Annotated in this window: 21 protein-coding genes; 13 read left to right on the forward strand and 8 right to left on the reverse strand. The window is 71.3% G+C overall.

Going from position 1 to position 23,076, the window contains the following annotated elements; translation table 11 throughout:
• Window positions 1–74: 74 nt before the first annotated feature.
• Window positions 75–1,094 (reverse strand): alpha/beta fold hydrolase, encoded by a 1,020-nt coding sequence (locus K8612_RS36080; protein ID WP_223765581.1) that lies wholly within the window; start codon window positions 1,092–1,094, stop codon window positions 75–77.
• 151 nt (window positions 1,095–1,245) lie between these two features.
• Here K8612_RS36080 and K8612_RS36085 point away from each other — a divergent pair, with 151 nt between their 5' ends.
• The 3 genes from K8612_RS36085 to K8612_RS36095 all read left to right on the forward strand — a co-directional run bounded on the left by K8612_RS36085 (window position 1,246) and on the right by K8612_RS36095 (window position 2,460).
• Window positions 1,246–1,557: a CBS domain-containing protein gene (locus tag K8612_RS36085; RefSeq protein WP_223739744.1), complete on the forward strand. Its 312-nt coding sequence runs from the start codon at window positions 1,246–1,248 to the stop codon at window positions 1,555–1,557.
• 70 nt (window positions 1,558–1,627) lie between these two features.
• A complete protein-coding gene (locus tag K8612_RS36090) occupies window positions 1,628–1,867 on the forward strand; it encodes a GIY-YIG nuclease family protein (protein WP_223739743.1) in 240 nt (79 codons plus the stop codon).
• Window positions 1,868–2,055: 188 nt separating this feature from the next.
• On the forward strand, window positions 2,056–2,460 hold the full coding sequence (locus K8612_RS36095; RefSeq protein ID WP_223739525.1) for a hypothetical protein: 405 nt from the start codon (window positions 2,056–2,058) through the stop codon (window positions 2,458–2,460).
• Window positions 2,461–2,472: 12 nt separating this feature from the next.
• On the opposite strand, the gene K8612_RS36100 is transcribed toward K8612_RS36095, so the two are convergent.
• Window positions 2,473–2,778, reverse strand: a complete 306-nt coding sequence (locus tag K8612_RS36100; protein WP_223739524.1) for a hypothetical protein — start codon at window positions 2,776–2,778, stop codon at window positions 2,473–2,475.
• 90 nt (window positions 2,779–2,868) lie between these two features.
• Here K8612_RS36100 and K8612_RS36105 point away from each other — a divergent pair, with 90 nt between their 5' ends.
• Together K8612_RS36105 and K8612_RS36110 are read left to right on the forward strand one after the other, a co-directional pair.
• On the forward strand, window positions 2,869–3,150 hold the full coding sequence (locus tag K8612_RS36105; protein WP_120562529.1) for a hypothetical protein: 282 nt from the start codon (window positions 2,869–2,871) through the stop codon (window positions 3,148–3,150).
• Between the two features lie 10 nt (window positions 3,151–3,160).
• Window positions 3,161–3,637: a hypothetical protein gene (locus K8612_RS36110; RefSeq protein WP_223765582.1), complete on the forward strand. Its 477-nt coding sequence runs from the start codon at window positions 3,161–3,163 to the stop codon at window positions 3,635–3,637.
• Between the two features lie 9 nt (window positions 3,638–3,646).
• Here the strand turns inward: K8612_RS36110 and K8612_RS36115 are convergent, their stop codons facing one another.
• Window positions 3,647–4,339 carry a radical SAM protein gene (locus K8612_RS36115; protein WP_223765583.1) on the reverse strand — a complete coding sequence of 231 codons (693 nt, stop codon included), beginning with the start codon at window positions 4,337–4,339 and terminating at the stop codon, window positions 3,647–3,649.
• 44 nt (window positions 4,340–4,383) lie between these two features.
• Entirely contained in the window at window positions 4,384–5,214 is an 831-nt protein-coding gene (nudC, locus tag K8612_RS36120) for an NAD(+) diphosphatase (protein WP_223739521.1), read from the reverse strand.
• Between the two features lie 91 nt (window positions 5,215–5,305).
• Here nudC and K8612_RS36125 point away from each other — a divergent pair, with 91 nt between their 5' ends.
• Window positions 5,306–5,527: a hypothetical protein gene (locus K8612_RS36125; RefSeq protein ID WP_223739520.1), complete on the forward strand. Its 222-nt coding sequence runs from the start codon at window positions 5,306–5,308 to the stop codon at window positions 5,525–5,527.
• Here K8612_RS36125 and K8612_RS36130 read toward each other — a convergent pair.
• A complete protein-coding gene (locus tag K8612_RS36130) occupies window positions 5,521–5,985 on the reverse strand; it encodes an FKBP-type peptidyl-prolyl cis-trans isomerase (RefSeq protein ID WP_223739519.1) in 465 nt (154 codons plus the stop codon). The genes K8612_RS36125 and K8612_RS36130 overlap by 7 nt on opposite strands.
• 132 nt (window positions 5,986–6,117) lie before the next feature.
• Between K8612_RS36130 and K8612_RS36135 the strand changes: the two genes are divergently transcribed.
• Window positions 6,118–7,329 (forward strand): MFS transporter, encoded by a 1,212-nt coding sequence (locus K8612_RS36135; RefSeq protein ID WP_223765584.1) that lies wholly within the window; start codon window positions 6,118–6,120, stop codon window positions 7,327–7,329.
• A 4-nt stretch (window positions 7,330–7,333) separates the two neighbouring features.
• Here K8612_RS36135 and K8612_RS36140 read toward each other — a convergent pair whose 3' ends face one another.
• The 3 genes from K8612_RS36140 to K8612_RS36150 all read right to left on the reverse strand — a co-directional run bounded on the left by K8612_RS36140 (window position 7,334) and on the right by K8612_RS36150 (window position 11,178).
• Entirely contained in the window at window positions 7,334–7,771 is a 438-nt protein-coding gene (locus K8612_RS36140) for a GNAT family N-acetyltransferase (protein WP_223739517.1), read from the reverse strand.
• Between the two features lie 14 nt (window positions 7,772–7,785).
• On the reverse strand, window positions 7,786–10,650 hold the full coding sequence (locus tag K8612_RS36145; protein WP_223765585.1) for a TonB-dependent receptor domain-containing protein: 2,865 nt from the start codon (window positions 10,648–10,650) through the stop codon (window positions 7,786–7,788).
• An 84-nt stretch (window positions 10,651–10,734) separates the two neighbouring features.
• Window positions 10,735–11,178, reverse strand: coding sequence for an HIT family protein (locus K8612_RS36150; protein WP_223765586.1), 444 nt, complete (start codon window positions 11,176–11,178; stop codon window positions 10,735–10,737).
• Window positions 11,179–11,329: 151 nt separating this feature from the next.
• Between K8612_RS36150 and K8612_RS36155 the strand changes: the two genes are divergently transcribed.
• The 6 genes from K8612_RS36155 to K8612_RS36180 all read left to right on the forward strand — a co-directional run bounded on the left by K8612_RS36155 (window position 11,330) and on the right by K8612_RS36180 (window position 22,894).
• Window positions 11,330–12,982, forward strand: coding sequence for a carboxypeptidase-like regulatory domain-containing protein (locus K8612_RS36155; protein WP_223765587.1), 1,653 nt, complete (start codon window positions 11,330–11,332; stop codon window positions 12,980–12,982).
• Window positions 12,983–13,180: 198 nt separating this feature from the next.
• Entirely contained in the window at window positions 13,181–15,031 is a 1,851-nt protein-coding gene (locus tag K8612_RS36160) for an Ig-like domain-containing protein (RefSeq protein WP_223765588.1), read from the forward strand.
• Between the two features lie 175 nt (window positions 15,032–15,206).
• Window positions 15,207–15,674 (forward strand): response regulator, encoded by a 468-nt coding sequence (locus K8612_RS36165; protein WP_171421672.1) that lies wholly within the window; start codon window positions 15,207–15,209, stop codon window positions 15,672–15,674.
• Between the two features lie 119 nt (window positions 15,675–15,793).
• A complete protein-coding gene (locus K8612_RS36170; protein ID WP_223765589.1) occupies window positions 15,794–19,609 on the forward strand; it encodes an SUMF1/EgtB/PvdO family nonheme iron enzyme in 3,816 nt (1,271 codons plus the stop codon).
• A 187-nt stretch (window positions 19,610–19,796) separates the two neighbouring features.
• The gene (locus K8612_RS36175; RefSeq protein ID WP_223765590.1) at window positions 19,797–20,762 is read left to right on the forward strand and encodes an ADYC domain-containing protein; all 966 of its coding nucleotides are present in this window, start codon (window positions 19,797–19,799) and stop codon (window positions 20,760–20,762) included.
• A 257-nt stretch (window positions 20,763–21,019) separates the two neighbouring features.
• Entirely contained in the window at window positions 21,020–22,894 is a 1,875-nt protein-coding gene (locus tag K8612_RS36180) for a hypothetical protein (RefSeq protein WP_223765591.1), read from the forward strand.
• Window positions 22,895–23,076 lie beyond the last annotated feature (182 nt).

The raw sequence follows: 23,076 nt of genomic DNA on the forward strand, positions 1-23,076 counted from the left end.
AAGCTCAGCCCTGACCACGGTGCTGGCGGCCGCTCGGCCTCCAGCACCTTTCTTCAGCTAATTAGGGACACCCCCTAGAGCGGCGTGGCGTTGGAGGCCAGGAAGGCCTCCACCTGGGGAAAGATTTCGTCCGGCGCCTTGCGGCCCAGAATCAGGTCCGCGTGGCCGTAGTCCGCCGCGAAGCCGTGGCCGCGCCCGGCGACCAGCATCTTCACGGGGCCGCCCAGGTGCTCCTTCGCCCGGGCCACCGCCAGCGGCGGCGCGAGCAGGTCCCGGCTGCCGGCGATGAGCAGGAACGGAATCCTCACCCCGGCGAGCGGCTCGCGGTAGTCGAAGCCGCCATCGAACGTCGTGAACTGGCTGGTGGTGATCCACCGGGCGAACTGCCGCCCCACGCCCCCGGCCACGTCCGCCGGCACGTTGGCCAGCGCCCAGCGCACCACCTGCGGATCCATGTTGTCCGCCAGCATCATGTACCGGGTGAGCGGCCCCGGCGGCGCCCCGAAGAAGGCGATGCTGGTGACGCGCCGGGTGGGGATGACCTTGAGCTTGAGCAGGGGCTCCATCCGCTGCACGAACGCGCGCAGGCCCGGCTGCACCGCGAAGGTGAAGGGCGCCCCCAGGGACACCGCCGCCTTCACCGGCGCCTGGGGGTTCTTCGCCAGGTGGGCGTAGAGCATCAGGCCGCCCTTGGAGTGGCCCACCCACAGCACCTGCTGGGCACCGGTGGACATCACGGTGCGCAAAGCCGTTCTCACGTCATGCTCGGCCTGGTCGTCGAAGTTCCAGTCCGCGCACGCCCCGGCGAGCCCCCGGCCGCGCAGCTCGATGACCCAGGTCTCGAACCCCGCCCGCGCCAGGTGGCGCGCCAGGCTGTACTGCTCGTTGAAGTCCATGTGGAAGCGGTTGGCTCCCAGCCCGTGGCACAGGAGGACGGGCTCCGCGAACCGGCGCTCCCCCCGAGGGTGGTAGCGCCCCAGCGCGATGGCCGCTCCGTCGTCCGTGGGCACCCGGTACAGCTCGTCCGGCTTGAATGAGAGGGTCAGCAACCCCTCCTTGCTCCGCTCCACCGCCTTGGTGAAGAGGTCCGCCATCCGGCTCAACCGGGGTGCCGATGCCTGTCGTGATGTCACGCCTTCAGTCTATGCCCGTCGCCCGGCCGATGCCGGTGTGTCGCACAGGGCCGTGGATGGAACGGCAGGACAGTTGCAGGGGATGTGCGTCCATCGCGGGGAGGTCGTGGAAATGGGGCAGGGCCGGGGTTTCAGGGAAGTGTTGTCGTCCTTCATCGCCACAGTTTTTCCCACAGACACACTGCTGGGAGCCTTGAAGGTGATGGAGCGGCACCACGTGCAGGTGGTGGGGGTGGTGGGGGCAGGGGGCAGCCTGGTGGGCGTGGTGCACGAAACCCAGGTGCTGGCGGGGTGGCGGACGGATCCGCTGGCGCAGGTGTCGGACGTCATGGCGCGCGTTCGCAAGACGCACGCGGTGCGCACCCGGACGCGGCGGCTGGCGCGCCTGCACGGCAGGCGTGGGGGCGGGCAGAAGCCTTCCTGAGGGGCGCGGTCCTGGCGGTAGAGTGGGGCTCGCCGTGTCGGAAGCCCTGCCCACCGCCTGGACCGTGTACATGCTGCGCTGCCGTGACGGCACGCTCTACACGGGCGCCACCAACAACCTGGAGCGCCGCCTGGCCACGCATGGCCGGGGCAAGGGCGCCGCGTACACGCGGGCCCGGCTGCCGGTGACGCTGGTGTGGAGCGAGCCCGCCCCGGACCGGAGCGCCGCCCTGCGCCGCGAGGCCGCCATCAAGCGGCTGACGCGCGCGGACAAGTTGCGGCTGTTCGCGCGGCGCCCGGGACGGCGTTGACGCACGTCCCCCGGGCTTGTTGGCGGGAAGGGTTCCCTTCACGACGCGGGATGCGCGCCTCGCGACAGTTGGCGCGGCGCCCGCGGGTGTTTCATCGCCTGCTGATGAAACGGCCGGGGCCTCCGGGCGGGTGTACGGGACGCGGGGGGCCGAATTAGGGTGTGGCCGTTCCTAGCTGGGGGAAGATCATGTCGCGTTCTCGCTCGTTCATGTTCGCTTTGCTTGCCTTGGGTCTGGGGAGCGTGGGGTGCGGCGCGCCCAACCACCAGCCCGTCATCACCGCTGGACCGCGCCCGCTGGGCTCGCCGTCCACGCCGGGCGGGCTCAAGTTCGAGGAGGGCACCGTCATCCAGCTCCAGTTGGAGGTGACGGACGCGGACGACGACGAGATCTTCTTCCGCTGGACGCAGAACCCCTCGAACGCGGGCGGCGTGTTCAGCGACCCCAACATCGCCACGCCCACCTGGACGGCGCCCGCGCCGCTGGAGGACCCCAACCAGCCCATCCACCTCTACGTGGAGGTGGAGGACCACAACGGGGGCGTGCTGCTGGGCCAGTCGCCCGCGCTCTACATCCTGCCGAAGCAGCAGTAGCGCCGCCGGGCTTCAGGCGGCCGTGGCCGCGGGCGGCGGGGAGCCCGGACGCTGCTTCGCGCGGCTCCGGGCGCGCACGGCGAAGAGGATGGCGGCCACCAGGCCCACGCCCGCCCCGATGCCCGCGCCCATGAGCTGCGAGTGCATCAGCGATGCCGTCACGCTGCGCACCACCTCCGGCAGGTTGCACATGGTCTGCGTGGCGAGCGGCGTGCTGTTGTTCCACTCGATGTAGGAGGGAGCCGCCAGCGACGCGACGAAGGTTCCCAGCAGCGTGCCGGCCAGGATGAAGATGAGGAACGTCTTGAGCATGGCCATGGGGGACCTCCTCGGCGGGTGGGCGGCGGGCCGTCCTTAGTATGCGCACGTCCGCCGCGAAAGGGGCGAAGGCATGCTAAGGGGACGGGTGTGCCGCTCCTGCCACTCGCCATCCTGTTCGGGGTCGTCTCGCTCGTGTGCGCGGCCCTCCTGCTGACGCACGCCTTCCGCCGCAGCGTGGGCACGGGCGTCATGGTGCTGCTCATCCCCTGCTACATGCTCGTCTACGCGTTCAGCCAGTTCGAGCACCCGCGCAAGAACCTCATCGTGGCGGGCTTCGTGGCCAGCACCGTGCTGACGGCGGTGTTCCTGGGCATGGGCGCGCACGGCATCGCGGCGGCCGCGGCCCGCATGCCGCCCCCCGGCTTCTAGGCCTCCGCCCATGACCGCGAGCCCCACCGGTGCCCGCTGTGGGCAGCACCCGGACGCGGCCGCGGTGGCCCTCTGCGCGCGCTGCGGCGGCTACCTGTGCGGCGCGTGCACGGAGGTGCTGGCGGAGACGGCGTACTGCGCGCCCTGCGCCGAGCGGCGCTTCCAGGACACGCGCCCGTCGCGCGCGGTGCGGCTGGCGCTGGGCGCCAACGTCGCGGGCTTCCTGTTCCTCGGCGCGCCCGTGGCGCGGCTCTCGTGGTCCATCCACGGGACGCTGGACGGGGTGCTGGAGGTGCTGCTGGAGCTGGCGTGCACGCTGGCGGCGGCGGTGGCGGGCACCATCATCTCCACGCGCAAGCTGCGGCGCCGCGAAGAGGTGGGCGACCGGGGCTTCGCCCTCATGCTGCGCGTCCTGTCCGCGCTGAACCTGCTGGGGCTCCTGGCGTGGGGCGCGGTCACCGTCTTCGTGCTGTCCCCGGGGCGCTGAGGGCGCGCGTCACACGCCGCGCGCGTTGGGGTCCCAGAGGTACTTGTGCATCTGGAGCTGGAAGCGCACCGGCAGCCGGTCCTCGATGATCCACTCCGCCAGCTCGCGCGGGTGGAGCTTGTCGAAGATGGTGGAGAACAGGACGCCGTAGGGCTTCCTGCCCAACTGGTGCTCCTGCACGAGCGCGCGCGCCCACTCGTAGTCCACGCGTGAGCCGATGACGATCTTCAGCTCGTCGTTGGCGTTCATGGACGTGAGGTTGCGGTAGTCATTGCGGTCGCACTCGCCGGACGACGGCGTCTTCATGTCCACGATTTTATGGACGGCCGGGGGCACGAGCCGCACGTCGATGGCGCCGCTCGTCTCCAGCAGCACCTTGAGGCCCGCGTCCAGCAGCGCCTCCATCAGCGGATACACGCCGGGCTGGAGCAGGGGCTCGCCGCCCGTCACCTCCACGGTGGGCGTGTTCCAGGCCAGCACCTTCTGGACGACCTCCGCGTTCTTCATGCGGCTGCCGCCGTGGAAGGCGAACTCGCTGTCGCAGTACGAGCAGCGCAGGTGGCAGCCGGTGAGGCGGATGAAGCCGCACAGCATGCCGGCGTGGGACGACTCACCCTGGAGGGAGAGGTAGAGTTCCTTCACCACGACGGAGTCGGCGGTGGGGACGCGGCGGGGCTCGATGTGCGGGCGTGCGGCAGGCATGGCGTGCGAAGGGGCGCATCAAGCGCACCCTTGGGGGGAGGGGGTCAAGCCCGGCGGGCCTTCACCCGGTCGATGAAGGTGTCGATGAGGTGGCGCGCGATGCTCAGGCGGGGCGGGATGCGCGGCAGGTCGTCCACGCCGAACCAGCGCGCCTCGGCGATCTCCTTGCCGTCCACCACGACGTCGCCGCCCGCGTACTCGGCCATGAAGCCCACCATCAGCGAGCGGCCGAAGGGCCACGGCTGGCTGCCGAAGTAGGTGACGTTCCTCAGGTCCACGCCCACCTCCTCCTTCACCTCGCGCAGCACCGTCTCCTCCAGGGACTCGCCGGCGTCCACGAAGCCGGCGACGGTGCTGAAGAAGGGCTCCGGGAAGGACGCGTTGCGCGCGAGCAGCATCTCGTCACCCCGGGTGATGAGGACGATGACCGCCGGAGCGATGCGCGGGTAGAACGGCGTGTGGTCCACCGGGCAGCGGCGCGCGCGTTCGCCGGGCACCAGTTGCGTGGCCGCGCCGCACCTGCCGCAGAAGCGGTGGTTCAGGTCCCACTCGCAGATGGAGAGCGCGCGGCCCGCCACGGCGAAGGTCGCCTCGTCCACCTGCTTGTAGAGCGAGCGGGCGGGCACGAACCTCAGCCCCTCCGGCGGCGTGAAGTCCCCGGACGTGGGCGCCGCGTAGCAGTCCGTGTCGTCGAGCATGCCCAGGAAGTGGGCGCCCGCCGAGGCCTCCGGCAGGGCGGAGGCCCGGGGCAGCTCGAGGCGGCCCTCGTGCTCGGACACGAGCAGGTCCATGCCGCGCACGGCGAACAGGAGCGCGGCGTCGCGCGAGCGGGCGGGCGGTTCGTAGCCGGGCTGGAAGCGTTTGAGGGGGCTCACGGGGCCACCTTAACGGACGGCGCGGCGGGGCGCCGCGCGCTATGCTCCGGCCGCCAACCACCGGGCCCTGCCCGCCTGGGAGCCTCCGACCGTGAACGCCCTTGTCCTCCGCATCGTCTGCGGCCTGCTCTTCGCCGGAATGGTGCTGGGCGTGGTGACCCATCCCCCGCAGGACCTCACGCAGGGGCTGGGCATGATGCTGCCCGCGACGATGCTGCTGGGCGTGGCGCTGAAGGGGCCGAAGGGGCGCTCCACCATTCCCAGGAAGCGCTCGCCTCCGGCGCCACCGGCGTCCGGGGATGCGCGTCAGTAGACGTTCATCAGCTCCACGTCGAAGACGAGCACGGCGTCGCTGGGGATGACGGGCGGGGAGCCGCGCGAGCCGTAGCCCAGGTCGGAGGGGATGACGAGCCGGCGCTTGCCGCCCACGCGCATGCCGACGAGCCCCTCGTCCCAGCCCTTGATGACGTCGTCCTGGCCCACCACGAAGTCGAAGGGTTTGCCGCGCGCGCGGCTGTTGTCGAACATGGAGCCATCCGGCAACCAGCCCGCGTAGTGGACCACCACGTAGCTCTTGTTGACGGCCTCCTTGCCGGTGCCCACGACCAGGTCCTGCGTGTAGAGGCCGGACTCGCTCTTGTTCATCGCGGACAGGTCCACGCCCAGCGACTCGGCGTAGGTCACCTTCGCGGGGTCGCCCGAGCCGGAGGAGGAGTCACCGCCACAGCCCGCGAGGGCCAGCACCGCGCACAGCAGAAGGGAACGAAGCATGGCCCGCAGCCTGCCGCGCGCGGGCCCCGTGGGGAAGGGGGGCACGCATGGCCTGCCCGGCCGGACGGTGATGGGCGCGCACGTCCTGCTTGAAGCGCGTCCAGGCGGGGCATATCCGTTGCGCCGTCCGCCATGCAGACGCCTTCCGACCCCGCGCCCTCCGCTTCGCTCCGTCCCTCGCTCGTCTGGCTGATGGCGGTGGCCGGCGCCGTCACCGTCGCGAACCTCTATTACAACCAGCCCCTGCTGGGAGACATCGGCCGGACGCTGGGCGCGGACGGGAGCGCGCTGGGGCTGGTGCCCACGCTGACGCAGGTGGGCTACGCGGTGGGCATGCTGTTCCTGGTGCCGCTGGGGGACAGCCTGGAGCGGCGCAAGGTCATCCTCCTCTTGTGTGGCTGCGTGGGCGTGGCGCTGGTGGCCGCGGGGCTCGCCCCCAGCCTGAACGTGCTGGTGGCGGCGAGCTTCGCCATCGGCGTCACCACCGTGGTGCCGCAGATGATCATCCCCTTCGCGGCGCAGCTCGCGGCGCCCTCGGAGCGCGGGCGCGTGGTGGGCACGGTGATGAGCGGGCTGCTCATCGGCATCCTCCTGTCGCGCACGGCGGCGGGCTTCGTGGGCACGCACCTGGGCTGGCGCACCATGTTCTTCGTGGCCGCGGGCCTGATGGGGGTGACGGGCGCGGTGCTGCGCTTCACGCTGCCCTCGCAGCCGCCCGTGGCGTCCATGCCCTATCCGCGGTTGATGCGGTCGCTCATCCACCTGGCCCGCACGGAGCCGGTGCTGCGGCTGCACGCGCTGTTGGGAGGGCTGACCTTCGGCGCGTTCAGCGCCTTCTGGGCCACGCTGGCGCTCTACCTGCGCTCCCTGCCGGGGCACTACGACGCGCAGGTGGCGGGCCTCTTCGGCGTGGTGGGCGTGGCGGGCGCGGCCATCGCGCCGCTGGTGGGCCGCTTCGCGGACAGGGGCGTCGGTCGGCGCATCAACGCGCTGGCCATCGCCGTGCTGCTGGCGTCCTTCGGCGTGCTGTGGCTCTGGGGGCACTCGCTGTGGGGCATCGCGCTGGGCGTGGTGCTGCTGGACCTGGGCGCGCAGGCGAATCAGATCGCCAACCAGGCGCGGGTGTACTCGCTGCGGCCGGACGCCCGCAGCCGGCTCAACACGCTCTACATGGTGACCTACTTCGTGGGCGGCGCCGCGGGCGCGTGGGCGGGCATGGAGGCCTGGACGCGCGCGGGCTGGCCGGGCGTGTGCGCGGTGGGCGCGGCGATGTCGCTCACGGCGCTGGTCGTGGTGCTCTGGAGCGGCCGCCGGCTGCCCGCGGCCCACGCCCCCGCGACCTGAGGCCTCAGAGGTCGCGCTGCATGTTCCGGTGGGGGATGCCCACCTCTTCGTAGAGCTCGCCGTACTGCGCGTAGCCCAGGCGCTCGTAGAAGGGGACGACGGGGGCCCGCGCGTGCAGGTGCACGTGGCGGAAACCGCGCGTGCGCAGCTCCTCCTCCAGCGCGCGCACCAGCTTCGCGCCCAGCCCCTTCTTCTGCAGGGAGGGGGACACCGCCATCTGGAACAGCCGGCCGCCGTGCGCGTCCTCCGGGTGGAAGAGCACGCAGCCCAGCACGTCGCCGTTCGCGTGGGCCACCAGGTGGAGGCTGTCGTCCTCGAAGGGGAACTTCACGTCCTCACGGGCATGGCCCAGCGGCTCGCGCAGCACGCGGAAGCGCAGCTCCAGCTCGCCCGCGTAGAGCGGATGGCGGGGGTCGATGAAGTCGAAGCGGAGGTCGTTCATGGCGCGCAAGTCTGTCAGAAGCTGCCGGTGAGCTGGAGGTTGAAGGTGCGGCCGTACTGCGGCACGGGCCCGGCCGACACGTCGTCGCTCACGACGAAGGTGTAGCGCGTGTCGAGCAGGTTGTTCACGCCCGCGAAGTAGCGCAGCCGGCCGTAGTCCCCGGACACGCCGAAGCCCACGAGCAGCGCCTCCCCGCTGTCCGCGCCCGCGATGCCGGGCACCCGGGCGCTCTGGTACGTGGCCTGCGTGGCGATGCGCATGTCGCCGTTGCCCACGGGCAGGAGGAAGCGCCCGGAGGCCAGGTGCGCGGGCGCGGCCTCCACCACGTCCTGCGAGGCGTTGCGCAGCGTCACGTAGGAGTAGCTCAGGTCCACCAGCAGCCAGCGTCCCGGCTGCCAGTGCAGCCCGGCCTCCGCGCCCCACGCGAGCGTCTCGCCGGAGCTGTTCGCGTACACCAGGCACTGGGTGGGCGCGCTCGGGGTGCCGCACGCGGGCGTGGCCAGGGACTCGGTGGTGAGCGTGACGAGCCGGGAGATGCGGTTGTGGTAGCCCGCCACCGTCACGCGCAGCTCGTGCGTCAGGTCGTGCGAGTGCTCCACCTCGAAGGTGGTGATGGTCTCCGGGTTCAACTGCTTCGCGGGGCGCTGGGTGAGGAGGTTGTCCTCGTAGAACAGCTCGTAGACGTTGGGGGCGCGGAACGCGCGGCCGATGACGAGCTTGGTGAGGCCCTGCTCATACGGCCGGCCGATGACCGCGAGCCGGGGCGTGAGCGGCAGCGAGTCCAGGTCGGAGTACTTGTCCACGCGGAAGCCCAGGGACAGGCTCAGGCGCGGGTGCAGGCGCCACTCGTCCAGCGCGTACACGGACACGAGCGAGCGCGTCGGCGCGTTCAGCGACGCGGCCACTGCGGGGCCCACGCTCTTCTGGTCCACGCGCAGTTGGGCCTGGCCCTCCACGCCCACGGTGAGGCGGTTGGCCTCGGACAGGACCGCCAGCAGGCGGCCCTCGGCGGTGAGCCAGTCCGCGGCCCCGGAGTCGGTGTTCGTCTCGGAGGTGTCGCCGCCGTAGTTCCAGTGGCCCTTGTAGCGGCTCAGGTCCAGGGCGCCGCGCAGGGACAGCACGAAGCGCTCGGACAGGGGGCGCTCGTACTTGGCCTCGACGAAGCCGCGCACGTCCTGCACGCGCGTGCCCTGCGCGCCCACCACGGTGCCATAGGGCGCGGTGGGCACGTCCTTGCTGCGCCCGTGCAACTGGGCCACCAGGGACAGGTTGCCCAGGCGCGCGCGCAGCGAACCGGTGCCGGCCTTCTCCCCGTCCAGGCCGGTGACGATGGGCCCCGGGTCGCCCAGGCGGGTGGTGTCCGCGCCGTGGGACTTCATGCCCGCCAGGCTGAAGAGGACGGAGCGCTGGGGGTCCTCCCAGGACGTGGTGGCGTGCAAGCGCGTGGCGCCCAGCGCGCCCACGGCGCCGGTGACTTCCAGCCGCCGGTCCAGGCCCAGCGACTCGCGCGGCACCACGTTGATGACGCCGAAGAACGCGCCCGTGCCGTAGAGCGCGCTGCCGGGGCCGCGCACCACTTCAATGCGCTCCACCTCCTCCAGGTCCACGCTGAGGTCGTGCGCCGCGTAGCCCTGGCCGGCCCACACGTCGTTCATCGCGTGGCCGTCCCAGAGGATGAGGATGCGCGTGTTGAGGTCGCCCGGCGGCGAGAAGCCGCGCACGCCCAGGTACGTGTACGTCCGGTCGTCGGTGAGGAAGAAGCCGCGCACGCCCGCCAGCGCCTCCGCCAGGGTGCGCCAGCCGAACGCGCGCAGCTCCTCCGGCGTGAGCACGGTGGTGGAGGCGGGGGCCTCGTCCACGGCCAACAGGCGCTTGGACGCGGCGCGCACCGGGGGCGGCTCGTAGCGCAGGGTGGCGTGGACCTTCACCTCCTGGTCGGGGACGACGGTGACCTTCTGGCGCACGGGGCGCACGTCGCGGCTCTCCACCTCCAGCACGTGCTCGCCCTGCGGCAGGGTGACGACGGTGGGGGTGAAGCCCGCGGGCCGGCCGTCCACGCGCACGGTGGCGCCGTCGTGGTTGGCGGTGACGACGACGCGGCCGCTGGGCGCCGTCTGGGCCGTCAGGGTGACCGCGAGCGGCAGGGTGCCTTCGGCGGGCACGTCGATGACGTACTGGCCGGGCGCGTGGCCGGGCGCGCGCACGTGCAGCACGCGCTGGCCCGGAGACAGGCGCAGCTTCGCGGGGATGCGGCCCAGGACGGGGCCGGTGGGGCTGTCACGCACCTCCGCGCCCTCGGGGGCGCCGGTGATGTCCACCATGCCGGTGATGAGGGCCAGGTCCAGGTCCACCGGCACCTCCCGGCCGCGGACGAGCGTGACGCTGGCCTCGGTGGGGCGGTAGCCGGACTTCTGGACCAGGACCTTGTGGCGGCCCGGCGACAGCGCGAGCGTCTGCGGCGAGCGGCCCCGGCTGCCCAGGTCCGCGCGGTCCACGAAGACCTCCGCGCCGCGGGGATTGGTGGTGACGCGCACCAGGGCGACCTTGGGGCGCAGCCGCTCCAGCGAGCGGGAGACCTCCGAGGCGTCCTCGGCCGGCAGGTCCTCGCCGAGCAGGTCGTTGTAGTAGCGGTACGCCTCGTTGAACTTGCCCAGGGCCTCGAAGCAGCGCGCGATGTTGAAGAGGACGTTGCGGTTGGGCACCAGCCGGTAGCTGGTGAAGTACGAGCGCAGCGCCTCCGTGTAGTTGCCGTGCGAGTACGCGTCGTTGCCCAACTCGAAGGCGATGTCCGCCTCGTCCGCGTTGTTGTCCGCGAGCGCGGGACCGGCGGTGAGGAGCCAGAGGGACAGCAGCCAGGGGCCGAGGGGGAATGCACGCATGAGGACGCCTGCATTCTTCCCCCGATACGGTGTCAGGTCCATGACACTGGCCGGCCCTGACGTGCGCCGCACGCCCGGCGTGGGTCAGCGGGCGAGCGCCGCCGCCAGCCGCCGGGCCGCGGCCTCCAGCGTTTCCGGCGGAAGGTGCTCCGCCGGGGCCGCGTCGAAGGCGCCCCGACCCCGGAGGTGGGACGGGGTGTCCGCGAAGCGGGGGACGAGGTGCAGGTGGAAGTGGCGCAGCACGTCCCCAATGGCGAAGGCGTAGACGTGCTCTGCGCCGAGCACCTCGCGCTGGGCGCGCATCACCCGGGCGGCGAACGGGCCCAGCTCCCGCGAGGCCGCTTCGTCCAGGTCATACCAGCCGCGCACGTGCTGCTCGCTGGTGAGCACCACCCAGCCCGGGACGGGGCTGGGGGACGCCACCCCGTGGAGCACGAGCCCGGGCGCCCGCGCGAGCACGCCACCCGGTGGGTGGACCTCCCCACGGACGATGGCGCAGCCCAGGCAGGGGTCGTTGATGTCTGACATGGCGAGTCATCCTAGTCCGGGGCGCTTGGAAGCCCTTGGGTATAAATCACCCCACCTTGACGGCGTGGGGCTGGGTCGGGGAGTGTCCGATTTCCGCCCTTTTGGAGCGTCTGGGGCGTGAAAATTCCGTCATAAATTCAAGGTGGGGACGATGAAGAAGCATGTGCTGATGGCCGTGTTGCCGCTGCTGGCTTGGGGGTGCGGTGACCCGACTGACGCGGACAATGATGGTGTCGCGGACGGTATCCGGGACCCGAACAACGTGTCGGTGGTGGTGCCTTCCACGCCGAAGGGCACGGTGTCGGGCCAGGTGCTGAGCACGACGCTGCAGCCGATCGCGGACGTCACGGTCGCGATGACGATTGGCAGCCAGCCGACGGGCAAGTCGGCGACGACGGACGCCAGCGGCAACTTCGTGATGACGGACGTGCCGGCGGGCGCGCAGGTGCTGCTGACGTTCAGCAAGAGCGGCTACTCGACGCTGCGCGCGACCTCCACGGTGCCGTCGTCCGCGGGCACGGTGCCCATCAACAACGGCAACGCGAGCTTCGGCCCGGTGACGCTGACGCAGTTGAACGGCTCGCTGGCCGTCACGGTGGTGACGCCGCAGGGCCGTCCGGCGGTGGGCGCGAAGGGCGTGCTGGAAGTGGACCGGGCGGGCTCGGTCATCCTGAGCAACTACGACCAGGCCAACTCGGTGGTGAGCAAGGTCTACGTGGAGTCCACGGCGGACTCCAACGGCATCCTGACCTTCAACGGCATCCCCTCCGGCGTGGAGCTGGCGCGCCTGAACGGCTCGTACAACCTGTGGATCGCGCCGCTGGACACCAACGGTGACGGCGTGGTGGACACGGGCGGTTACACGAAGAGCTACTCGGGTGGCTCCATCGTGGGCACGCAGGCCACGACGCTGGCGCAGTTGGCCTACTCGAAGCCGTCGGGCGCGGGAGCGCTGACCATCGAGGGTGGCAACGTGTCCAGCCTGAAGGGCGCCGCGGAGGTGGATCCGCTCCGGAACATGGTGCGTCCTGGCGAGCCCATCTACGTGTACTTCAACCAGCCGGTGCAGCCGGGCTCGGTGTTCGTGCGCCTGACGGACGAGTACGCCAAGGAGTCCCTGCCGGTGACGGCGAATGTGAACGTCGGCGGTTACTCGGCGACCATCACCCCGGGCAACGGCATCGTGCAGGAGGGCAAGGAGTACAACATCTTCGTGCGCGCGGTGGCCGCCGAGGGTGGCAGCAACTACAGCCGCACGGGCTTCTTCTTCGGCGGCGACCAGTCCGCGCCGCGAGCGCTGACCATCGCGGAGATGCGGTACCAGGAGACCGAGCGGCCGCCGGCGGTTGGTGCGTTCCAGCTCAATGCCGGTGAGACCGTGTACGTGTCCTTCAGCGCGCCCATCGCGAAGCAGGTCGGCCAGTCCGTCCAGGTCCTCCTGGGTGCCGACATCGACGGCGTCGGCGGCACGGGTGGCAACTCCTACGGTGAGATTGGCAACAACAGTGGCCAGGGCTTCCCCCTGGAGATGGCCGAGCCGACGAGGCCCATCCAGACGCGCACGCCGGCCGAACTGCCGGTGTTTGGCATCCAGCCGTCCGGGTACAGCACCCGCTATTCCTTCATCTACAACGGCAACGCCCTCGTCGGCGTGGACCGGATGCGTGTCCAGGTGGTGTTCAGCAACCTGGCGCCCGTCCTGGGCACCAATGACGTCTACGAGTCCATCTGGGGCCAGCCGATCAACGCGGACCTGGAGCTGACGGGCATCATCCAGCAGCCCCCGCCGCCCCTGCCCAACTAACCCTTGAGCCTTGCTGCGTCAGCCTGACGTAGGAGGTTGACTCCTCCTGGATGCCCCCGTGAAGCCCATGCTTCGCGGGGGCATCTTCGTTTCAAGCTGTCCCCGAGATGGGATCCTCCCGTCTTGAATGGAGACGTGTCCCAGCGTCGCTGGACGCGCAACATGCCGAGGATGCATACGGAGCGGGTCCACTTCCGGATGGACTCCTTCTTGCTCAGCCGCGTCACCATGAAAAATCTCAGCCTCATCTGGATGGCGATGCTGCTCATGCCTGTGGCATGCATCGAGATTCCTGACCTCGCTGTCCCACCCGAGACGCCTCCAGGCAGTGACGCAGGAACGGACCCGCAGGAGCAGGAGCCGATTGGCATCCAATGGGTGTCACCCATGGAAGGGGCACAGGTCGGAAGCACCGCGAGGCTCCAGGTTCGACTGACGGGGGCTGCCCCGGACCGTGTGGAACTGCTCGTGGATGGAACCGCTGTCTCTGCCTTGGAAGAACCCTTCGTCCTGGATTGGGAGACCCAATCCATTTCAGAGGGACCGCATGCGTTCGTCATCCGCGCGCTCCGAGGGGAACAGGAGTTCTTGAGCGCCCCGCGCCAGGTGCTGGTGGACCGGACGAAGCCACGCATGGTTGCCCAGGTGCCCGCCCATGGTGCCTTTGAGGTTTCGGTCCTGGCGCCCATTGAAGCCAGCTTCTCGGAACCTTTGGACCCGGCCACCGTGAATGGACAGTCGATACAACTCATGACGGAGACCGAGCGTTTGGAGGCGACGGTTATTCTGTCGGAGGATCGAACAACCTTGACCCTGCGCCCGACTTCGCCGCTACCGGTCAATCAGCAGGTCCGGGTGGTGATGGCGGATACGGTCGTCGATCTCGCCGGAAACCGGCTCGACGCGGTACCCAGGGGTTGGTCGTGGTTCGTGCCCGCGTATCTTCACCTGGGGACGTCACTCACTGCTTCGTCCACTCAATCCTACGTCGAGAGCACTTCATTTGGCATGGGAGCGGACCTGCGCCCCATGGTTGCGTGGACCGGGGGCGCGGGAGAGACACTCAAGGTTCACGTTCGTCGTTGGACAGGAACCTCCTGGGAGGTCATCGGGACGCCACTGAGTTCGGGTAGGCCTGTCAATGCCTATCAGGGAACGCTCCAGGTAGATGCAGGCGGAAGTCCAACGCTCGCGTGGTTCGAGAACCCAGATGTCAATGACATCCAATGGTTCGTCCGCCGCTGGAATGGGCAGGCCTTCGAACCTGTTGGCGCCGCGTTGACGCCCGTCTCGCAGACGACCTATGTGCCGGATTGGCGGTTTGCTCAGGGCGCTCACTCGTCTCTCACCCTCGCGACCCATGAGGTTGGCACGGGGTGGAATCGCATCTACGTCCGCCAATGGCGCGACGGAGCCTGGGGGCAGTTGGGGGCCGCCATCGAGCTGCGAGTGAACTCGGTCGTGGACTCCTTCTTCATGGATGTCGATGGCCAGGGATATCCATTCGTGGTGTTGAGAGAGCAGATTGGAGGAGTTCCCTCGAACACCGCGATGCGGTGGACTGGAACCGCGTGGCAGGACATCGGATCCACCTTGTCAGGCCGTTCGACGGCCCTGTCGTTCGACGCCGGCAATGCTCCGCTGGTGGCGACATTGGATACGCTCACGGGAAAGCCAAGGACTCTCCTGCAGAAGTGGACGGGAAGCGCCTGGGAGCCGTGGGGTGGCGCGTTGGAGGCTCTGCCGGGTGTGGACAGCACGACCGTGACTTCGGTGAAGCTGGACACCCAGGGGCGCCCTGTCGTGGTGCTCCATGGTTCGGTGGGAACCGATGCCAACAGGTCTGGCAAGGGCCAGGTGCGACGGTGGAACGGGACTCAATGGGAGGCGCTTGGCGGGATCTTGAATCCGTCACCCGGCATGATCCCCTACAGCCGCCCGATGCTCGGAATGGTCGCGGACGACGAGCCGCTCCTCACGTGGCTTGAAGGGACTGCTCCATTGTTCTCGGATGGCGCGAAGGTCCACGTGTATCGCCTCAACCACTGACCCCCACCCCCAGTCCCTCCGCCCACCTACACTGTCGTCCGCTGTGTCCCTGTCGCCCGGCGGACAGCGGACCTACCCTGGGAGACGTCCAGGGAAAACTTGTGAGAACGGGCGCTTTTCGGTGGACGTGTTTAGATTCGCTCCGCCCCTCCCCTACATGCGAGGCCTCTGCTCCATGAAGAACGCGGTCCTGACATCTCCAGAGGGTGAGCCAACCGCGAGCGGTGGGCCCGCTCCCGTGAACGCCAAGCAGCGCGTCCTCGTCGTCGACGACTTCGACGACGCCCGCGAGATGTACGCCGAATACCTGGAGTTCTGCGGGTTTGAGGTGGACACCGCGAAGAACGGCCTGGAGGCCGTCGAGAAGGCCCAGGAGGGAGAGCCGGACATCATCCTCATGGACCTGTCCCTCCCCGTCATGGATGGCTGGGAGGCGACGCGGCGCATCAAGCAGGACACCCGCACCCGCGACATCCCCGTGATGGCCCTCACCGGCCACGTGCTCGCCGGCAACGCCGAGCACGCCCTGTCCGTGGGGGCGGACGAGTTCGTCGCCAAGCCCTGCCTGCCCCAGGACCTGGAGAACAAGATCCGCAACATGCTCAAACCCAGCAAGGCGAAGCCCCGCTCGGGTCAGGAGTAACCCCAGGCTGCTCCCCGCGGTGTCCATGGGTGGACATTCGGGCGCGGCACCCTGCGCCGGGGCGGGCTCCCGCGGGCCCCCCGGTTGACCCCTGGACGCGGGAAACGTAGGCAACCCTGGTGGGCTCTCCCGCCTCGTCCTCTCCGCCCGACGCGTGGACTCCTCCCGAGGAGTTCGACGAGTACCGCATCGTGCGGCCGCTCGGACGGGGGCGCACGGGCCGGGTGTACCTGGCGCACGACACGCTCCTGGAGCGCCCCGTCGCGGTGAAGTTCATCCCCGCGCTGGGCTCCAACGCGCTGGCGCGCTTCCTGGTGGAGGCCCGCGCCGCCGCCCGCATCCAGCACCCCAACGTCGTCACCCTGTACCGGGTGGGGCAACTGGAGGACCAGCCGTACCTCATCTCGGAGTTCATCCGGGGCGTCAGCCTGGACCGGCTGACCCGGCCCGTGCCCTGGGAGCGCGCGCTGGGCATTGGCCGGGACCTGGCCCGGGGCCTGGGCGCCGCGCACCGCCGGGGCGTGCTCCACCGCGACATCAAGCCCGGCAACGCCGTCCTCACGGAGGGCGGCGAGGTGAAGCTGCTCGACTTCGGCCTGGCCAAGCTGCTCGACCGCGCCGAGGCCGGTGAGTCCACCCCGCCGCGCGCGCCCCTGCCGCCGCCGGAGCTGCCCGCGGACTGGGACCCCGAGTCCAGCCCCGCGCTCGGCGCCCGCTCGCTGGACGGCGTCTTCCTGCCGTCCCTGCCGCGCGGCGCGCTGGTGGGCACGCCCTACTACATGTCCCCGGAGGCCTGGGCCGGCGAGGAGCTCACCGCGCGCAGCGACGTGTACTCGCTGGGCGTCGTGCTCTACGAGCTGTGCGCGGGCCGGGGCCCCTTCCGCGACGTGCCCTGGCGCGAGCTGTCCGAGGCCGTGCGCACCCGCGACGTGCGCCCCCTCCAGGAGGTGGCCCCGACGGTGGACCCGGGCTTCGCCGCCGCCATCGACAAGTGCCTCAAGCGCGACCCGGCCCAGCGCCACGCGTCCGCGGCGCAGTTGCTCGACTCGCTGGAGGCCCTGACGCGCGAGGAGCTCCCGGCCGCCATTCCGGAGGGCAACCCCTACCGGGGCCTGCGCGCCTTCGAGGCCGAGCACCGCGGCCTCTTCTTCGGCCGCCGCCGCGAGCAGCGCGCCGTGCTGGAGCGGCTCAAGGCGGAGGCCTTCCTGCTGATGACGGGCGACTCCGGCGTGGGCAAGTCGTCCCTGTGCCTGGCGGGCATCCTCCCCGCCGTGGCGGACGGCGCGCTGGAGGACGGCCGGCGCTGGCGCACCGCGCGGCTGGTGCCCGGGCGCAGGCCCGTGTCCGCGCTCGCCGTGGCGCTCGCGCCGGTGCTGGAGGTGGACGAGGAGCCGCTCGCGGAGACGCTGCGCCAGGACCCCACGTCGCTCGGCCGCAGGCTGCGCGCGAAGCTGGGCACGCAGGGCGCGCTGCTCGTCTACATGGACCAGTTGGAGGAGCTGGTGACGCTGTCCCCGCCGGAGGAGGCCGCGCTCGCGGGCGCCGCGCTGGGGTCGCTCACGGAGGCGGCCGGGGGCTTGAGGCTGCTCGCCACCGGCCGCAGCGACTTCCTCACCCGCCTCACCGCCGTGCCCGGCCTGGGCCCGGAGGTGCCGCACGCGCTGTACCTCCTGCGCGCGCTCACGCCGGAGGAGACGCGCGAGGCCATCGTCGGCCCCGCGCGCGTGAAGGGCGTGCGCTTCGAGTCCGAGGCCGTGGTGGACGCGCTCGTCGCCTCCACGGCCGCCTCCGACGGCGGCCTGCCGCTGCTCCAGTTCGCGCTCGCGGAGCTGTGGGACGCGCGCGACGAGTCCCGGGGCGTGATGACCCAGGCGGCGCTGGACTCATTGGGCGGCGTGTCCGGCGCGCTCGCCCGGCACGCGGACGCCGCGGTGGCCCGCCTGCTGCCCGACCAGCGCTCGGCGGCGCGCGGGGTGATGCTGCGCCTGGTGACGGCGGACGGCACCCGCGCGCGCAAGACGGACCGCGAGCTCGTGGGGGACGACCCGCGCTACCGCGCCGCGCTGGAGGCCCTGGTGCGCGCGCGCCTGCTCGTGGCGCGCGAAGGGGAGGGCGGCACCGCGTACGAGCTGGCCCACGAGGCGCTCCTCTCCGGCTGGGCCACGCTGGCGCGCTGGCTGGTGGAGGCGGGCGAGCGCCGCGAGGTGCAGGCCCGGCTGGAGGCCGCCGCCGCGCAGTGGGAGCGCCTGGGCCATGCGCGCGAGTCGCTCTGGGGCCCGCGCCAACTGGCGGAGACGGAGCTGCTGGAGCCGTCCGAGCTCACCCGGCGCGAGCAGTCCTTCCTCCTCGCCTCGCGCCGCACCGGCGTGCGCAGCCGCCGCCTGAAGGTGGGCCTGGCGCTGGGCTTCCTCGTGTCGCTGGGGCTCGTGTACGCGGGGCTCCAGTGGCGCGAGCGCCGCGTCCTCGACGTGCGCGTGCGCGGCGAGCTGGCCTCGGCCGCGTCGGAGCTGGAGTCCGTGCGCCGCGAACGCGACGCGCTCCAGGCCGAGCGCGCGGAGGCCTTCCAGCTCTACGACACGGGCCACAAGGCGGACGGCGACCGGACCTGGGCGAAGGTGGCGGGGCATGGCGCCCAGTTGTCCCACCACTTCGACGCCGTGGCGGACCGGCTGGAGCGCGCGCTGGCGCTGGCCCCCACCCGCACCGACGTGCGCGACGCGCTGGCGGACTTCCTCTACGAGCGCGCCCTGTGGGCCGAAAGCGAGCACGAGCCCGTGCTGCCCGCGCTGCTCCAGCGCCTGCGCCTCTACGACCCCGACGGCGTGCGCTGGAGCCGCTGGAACGCGCCCGCGCGGCTGTCCCTCCAGGTGGACGCGCCCGGCGCCTCCGCGGAGCTGCGCCCCGTCTCACGTGAGGCCTCGGGGCCGGAGGTCGTGGGCGAGCCCCTGCCCTTCCCGGGCGCGCTCCCCTGGACCGGCCTCACCGTGCCGCCGGGGTCCTACCAGCTCACCGTGCGCGCCCCGGGCCACGAGGCGTCGGTGCAGCCGCTGCTGCTGACGCGCGGGGAGGCGCGCGACGCCGTCCTGCCGCTCGTCCGCGCGGGCTCGCTCCCGCCGGGGTTCGTGTACGTGCCTCCGGGGGACGTGCGCTTCGGCAGCGCCGCCGAGTCCAGCGTGCGCGACTTCTTCAACGCCACCCCGCTGCACACCGTGCCCGTGCAGGGCTTCCTCATCGCCCGCCATGAGACGACGTACGCGGACTGGCTCCAGTACCTGGCGGCCCTGCCTCCGGAGGAGCGCGCCTCGCGCCAGCCCCGCGTGGGCACGGGCGGTTACGCCGGAGGCCTGGCGCTGGAGCCGGACGGCAACGGCTGGCGCCTGCGCTTCCAGCCCGGCGGCGTGCGCTACACGGCGCGGACGGGGGAGCCCGTGCGGTACGCGCGGCGCTCGCAGCGCACGGAGCAGGACTGGCGCCAGTTCCCGGTGAGCGGCATCACCTTCGCGGACGCGGAGGCCTACGTGACGTGGCTGTCCAAGTCCGGCCGGGTGCCGGGGGCGCGGCTGTGCTCGGAGCTGGAGTGGGAGCGCGCCGCGCGCGGCGTGGACGGCCGCGAGTACCCCCACGGCAACCGGCTGGGCCCGGACGAGGCCAACGTGGACGTCACCTACGGCAAGGACCCGGGCGGCTTCGGCCCGGACGTCGTGGGCAGCCACCCCGCGTCCCGCAGCCCCTTCGGCGCGGACGACATGGCCGGCAACGTGTGGGAGTGGACGCGCTCGTGGCTGGAGCCCGGCCGCCCGGTGGCCCGGGGCGGCAGCTTCACCTTCAACGTGACGAGCGCGCGGTCCTCCAACCGCGAGCTGCCGGAGGCCTCGCTGCGCGACGTCACGGTGGGCCTGCGCGTGTGCGCGGACGCGCCCGCGTCCGGCGGTTGAGCACCACCGGACACTGAAACCCCCGGGAACCGTTGGCGTCACCCCGGGGGCTCCACCCACTGGAAGCCACTGGACGCTGCAAGTGCCCGGACGGGCCACGCGCCGTTGCCGCTCCCGCCCACCGGACAGACCTTGTGCCGTGAAAGCGCGGTGCGGGTCGGGGTCGGGGTCGGGAAGGGGCATCCAGATGAGGACGTTGCAGCGAGTGGTCGCGGCGTGTCTCGCCGCCGTGGCGGTGGGCTGTGGCACGGAATCGTCGGAGCCCGAGGCTCCCTCCCTCCGCATGCAGGTGGCGGAGGTCGTCTCTCCCAACGGGCGCAACCTCAACGGGCGCAACCTCAACGGCCGCAACCTGAACAACAGCGAGCTGGGCGGCATGCTGGTGTCCGTGGCGTACGCGGGCGCCACCGCCGCCTCCGGCAACCCGCTGACCAACGTGCGGCTGCAGGGCTCCGTCTTCGTCGGCCTGGACGGCCCCAACCCCGTGACGGGCATGGGCTTCAACGGCGCGCGCTTCGTCGGCAACCTGGGCGACGGCTCCACCGTGCTCCTGCGGGTGGACGGCATCACCCAGGGCAGCGGCGTCGACAGCGACCTGTGGTCCTACCAGGTCTCCTACCAGGGCTCGGACGGCGGCTGGCGCGCCGTGTGCCAGGACGCGAACGGCGGGGCGCTCTCCGCCATCGCCGTGGCCGGCCGCTGGAACTACCTCCAGGGCGTGGCGGGCGGCGGCGCGAAGATTGACGACACCGCCGCCTTCACCTTCGCGTGCGAGGGCGCCGCCATCGCGAAGTGCATGCACTTCGGTTACAAGCCCTGGGCCACCGTCAACGGCCAGAGCCTCGCGGGCCACCACCAGGCCTGCACCCGCATGGTGCGCGCGGACTTCTGCGGCGACGGCGCGTCGCACACCACCGATGGCCAGTGGGTCAACCTCTACGACGGCGTGGGCGTCCAGGCCGACACCGAGTCCTGGAGCGTGGAGGCCGAGTGGAACGAGGCCGGCGCGCGCTGCTTCACCTCGGAGACCCGCGCCCACGAGCCCGTGACGTGCGCGGGCTTCAACCCCATCCCCGACTGCGGCAGCACCAGCCACTTCCAGTCCGGCACCCGCCTCATCAGCGAGTCGCCCTACGGCACCAGCGGGCTGTAGCCTGGCAGGTTACAGCAATCCCAGACTTGTAACGGCTTAGGTTACAAAATCTGGAAGTCGATAAAAGTCAGTGTTTCATGATATAGGAACGCTCCATTCGCCTCCGCGTCGCAAGGACCGGAGGCGCGTGGGGCGTTTTCCGCTTTCACGGAGGGGGACGGGGCCGGTGTGTCCGGGGCTCCGCGCACGGTGAGGGGGAAGGTGCCCCATCGCGAGGCTGTCGTCGCGGTCACCCCGTCGTGAGTGGAGCACTCCCCATGAAGCCCGAGCTGTCCCTGCTGTGGAAGCATTCCCGGAAGCGTCTGCCGTTCGCGCTGCTGGCCTCGTCGTTGGCGGTGGGCTGTGGCCAGCCCGCCCCGGAGACGTCCGGGACCCCCGCCCCCTCCGCGCCCCAGGTGGACGCCACCGCCCGGGCCGCGGACCCGTCCGGTGACCTGGAGGTGGCGCTCGGTGCGACGCTGCAGGCCCTGGAGGGCGACGCGGCGCGCCCGGTGGTGGAGTCCCTGTTCGCGACGCCCCAGGCGGAGGTCAGCCGGTCCACGGCCACGGTGTTCCAGTTGAAGCTGGACCCGAAGCGCGCGGAGAACGAGGCGTTCCGCGGCGGGACGCTGGCGATGACGGAAGGGGCGCAGCAGTTGACGTTCCGCGACGACGGCCAGGGCGGCGACGCGGTGGCGGGGGACCTGCTCTTCACGGCCTCCGGCACGTTCGACTTCGTGGCGCTCCAGGCGGAGCAGCAGCGCATCGCCCAGGCGCAGTCCCAGTCGCAGACGCAGTTGACCACGGCCGTGTTCGAGAACCGCCAACTGGTGCGCACCGTGCCGGTGACGGCGCTGAACCCGCAGTTCCCGGTGGGCCAGCCCGTGCCCATCCAGCCCATCGGCCTGGCGTCGCTGGTGGATCCGGCGCGCTCGCTCATCATCCGGGCGCCCGCCGTCGTGAACGACGTGACGCGCACGTATGACCCGTGCACCGGCGCGGGCAATCCGACGGGCAAGTGGACGTTCAACTACCTGATGACGGAGATGGCCAACCAGCCCTTCACGGGCGTGGCCCCCACCACCTTCGTGCGCGAGTGGCTGCGGCAGTGGGAGCAGCCGCGCACCATCAACGGCTTCGTGAACCCGGCGCGCCCGTCCATCGCGTCGAACCTCATCGGGCCCTGGCCGAAGCTGGCCTCCGGTGAGCTGAACCTGGCGAAGTCGCCGTTCAAGCTCATCGCCATCGTGAACCGGCTGGACCTGGCCGGCAGCAACCCGGCCTACGGCGCCGGCAGCGCGGGCGAGGGGCGCTTCATCTTCGCGGCCACCTCGGGCACGGGGTCGAGCTGCTACACGGTGCCCTTCCTGGTCATCCTGGAGTACGGGGTGGACAAGAGCGGCTGCGCGGCCATCAAGACCTACGCGCAGCAGTGGCAGGCCCTGTCCGGGCTGGCGCTGGGCAGCTCGGCGTACAACGCGGCGCTGGAGAACCTGACGGAGCAGTTCGCCAAGCGCGACCTGTCCCCGCGCAAGCCCAACCGCAGCTCCATCAACCAGGTGCGCACCAACGACGACTGGCTGGCCCACCCCTGGGAGCTGCGCGAGTTCCGCCTCTGGAACGGCACCATCAACCCGAACTCGTACTCCACCACGCCGCCCCCGGCGCTGGGGCTGCTCAACAGCCACACCGTGGCGCAGACGCCGGACCGCAGCCGGCAGACGACGCTGTTCCCGTCCTACGTGAACGCCAACACGGGGCCCATCCTCGCGGGCACGTACTCCGTCCCGCTGCCGTGGGCCGGCGGCACCTTCCGCGCGGGCCGCGCCATCGTGACGAACCCCGTGGCCGTCCCGCCCTTCTGGAGCCAGCCGGCGGCCGTCATCCCCAACCGTCAGGCGCGGCACGTCTTCTCGCTCAACACCTGCGACGGCTGCCACGGCGACGAACTGGGCACGAACTTCACCCACGTGAGCTGGACCGGCGCGCTGTCGCCGTTCCTCAGCGGCGCGCTCACCGTGCCGGACCGCGCGGACGGCGCGCCCGTGCGCACCTTCAACGAGGTGCTGGCGCGCCAGACGTTCCTGGACCAGGTGGCCAACCAGAGCTGCCTCACCACGTCGTTCGTGGTCGCTCCTCCCAGCGTCCACTGAGCCCCGCTCGAACGTGAAGCCAGCGCGGCCTCCGTCCCCTCGCGTGGGACGGAGGCCGTCGTCCTTCCAGCCGGCGTCCGCATGCCCCTCCGCCTGCCCTGGGGCCAGGCCGGGTGTGTTCTCCAGGTTCACGGCCGGTGGTGGCACGACTTCCCCGGCCGGGGGGGCGGCACCACGTTTAC

Source organism: Corallococcus sp. AS-1-6 (assembly GCF_020037015.1).
In the GTDB taxonomy this organism is placed as follows: Bacteria; Myxococcota; Myxococcia; order Myxococcales; family Myxococcaceae; genus Corallococcus.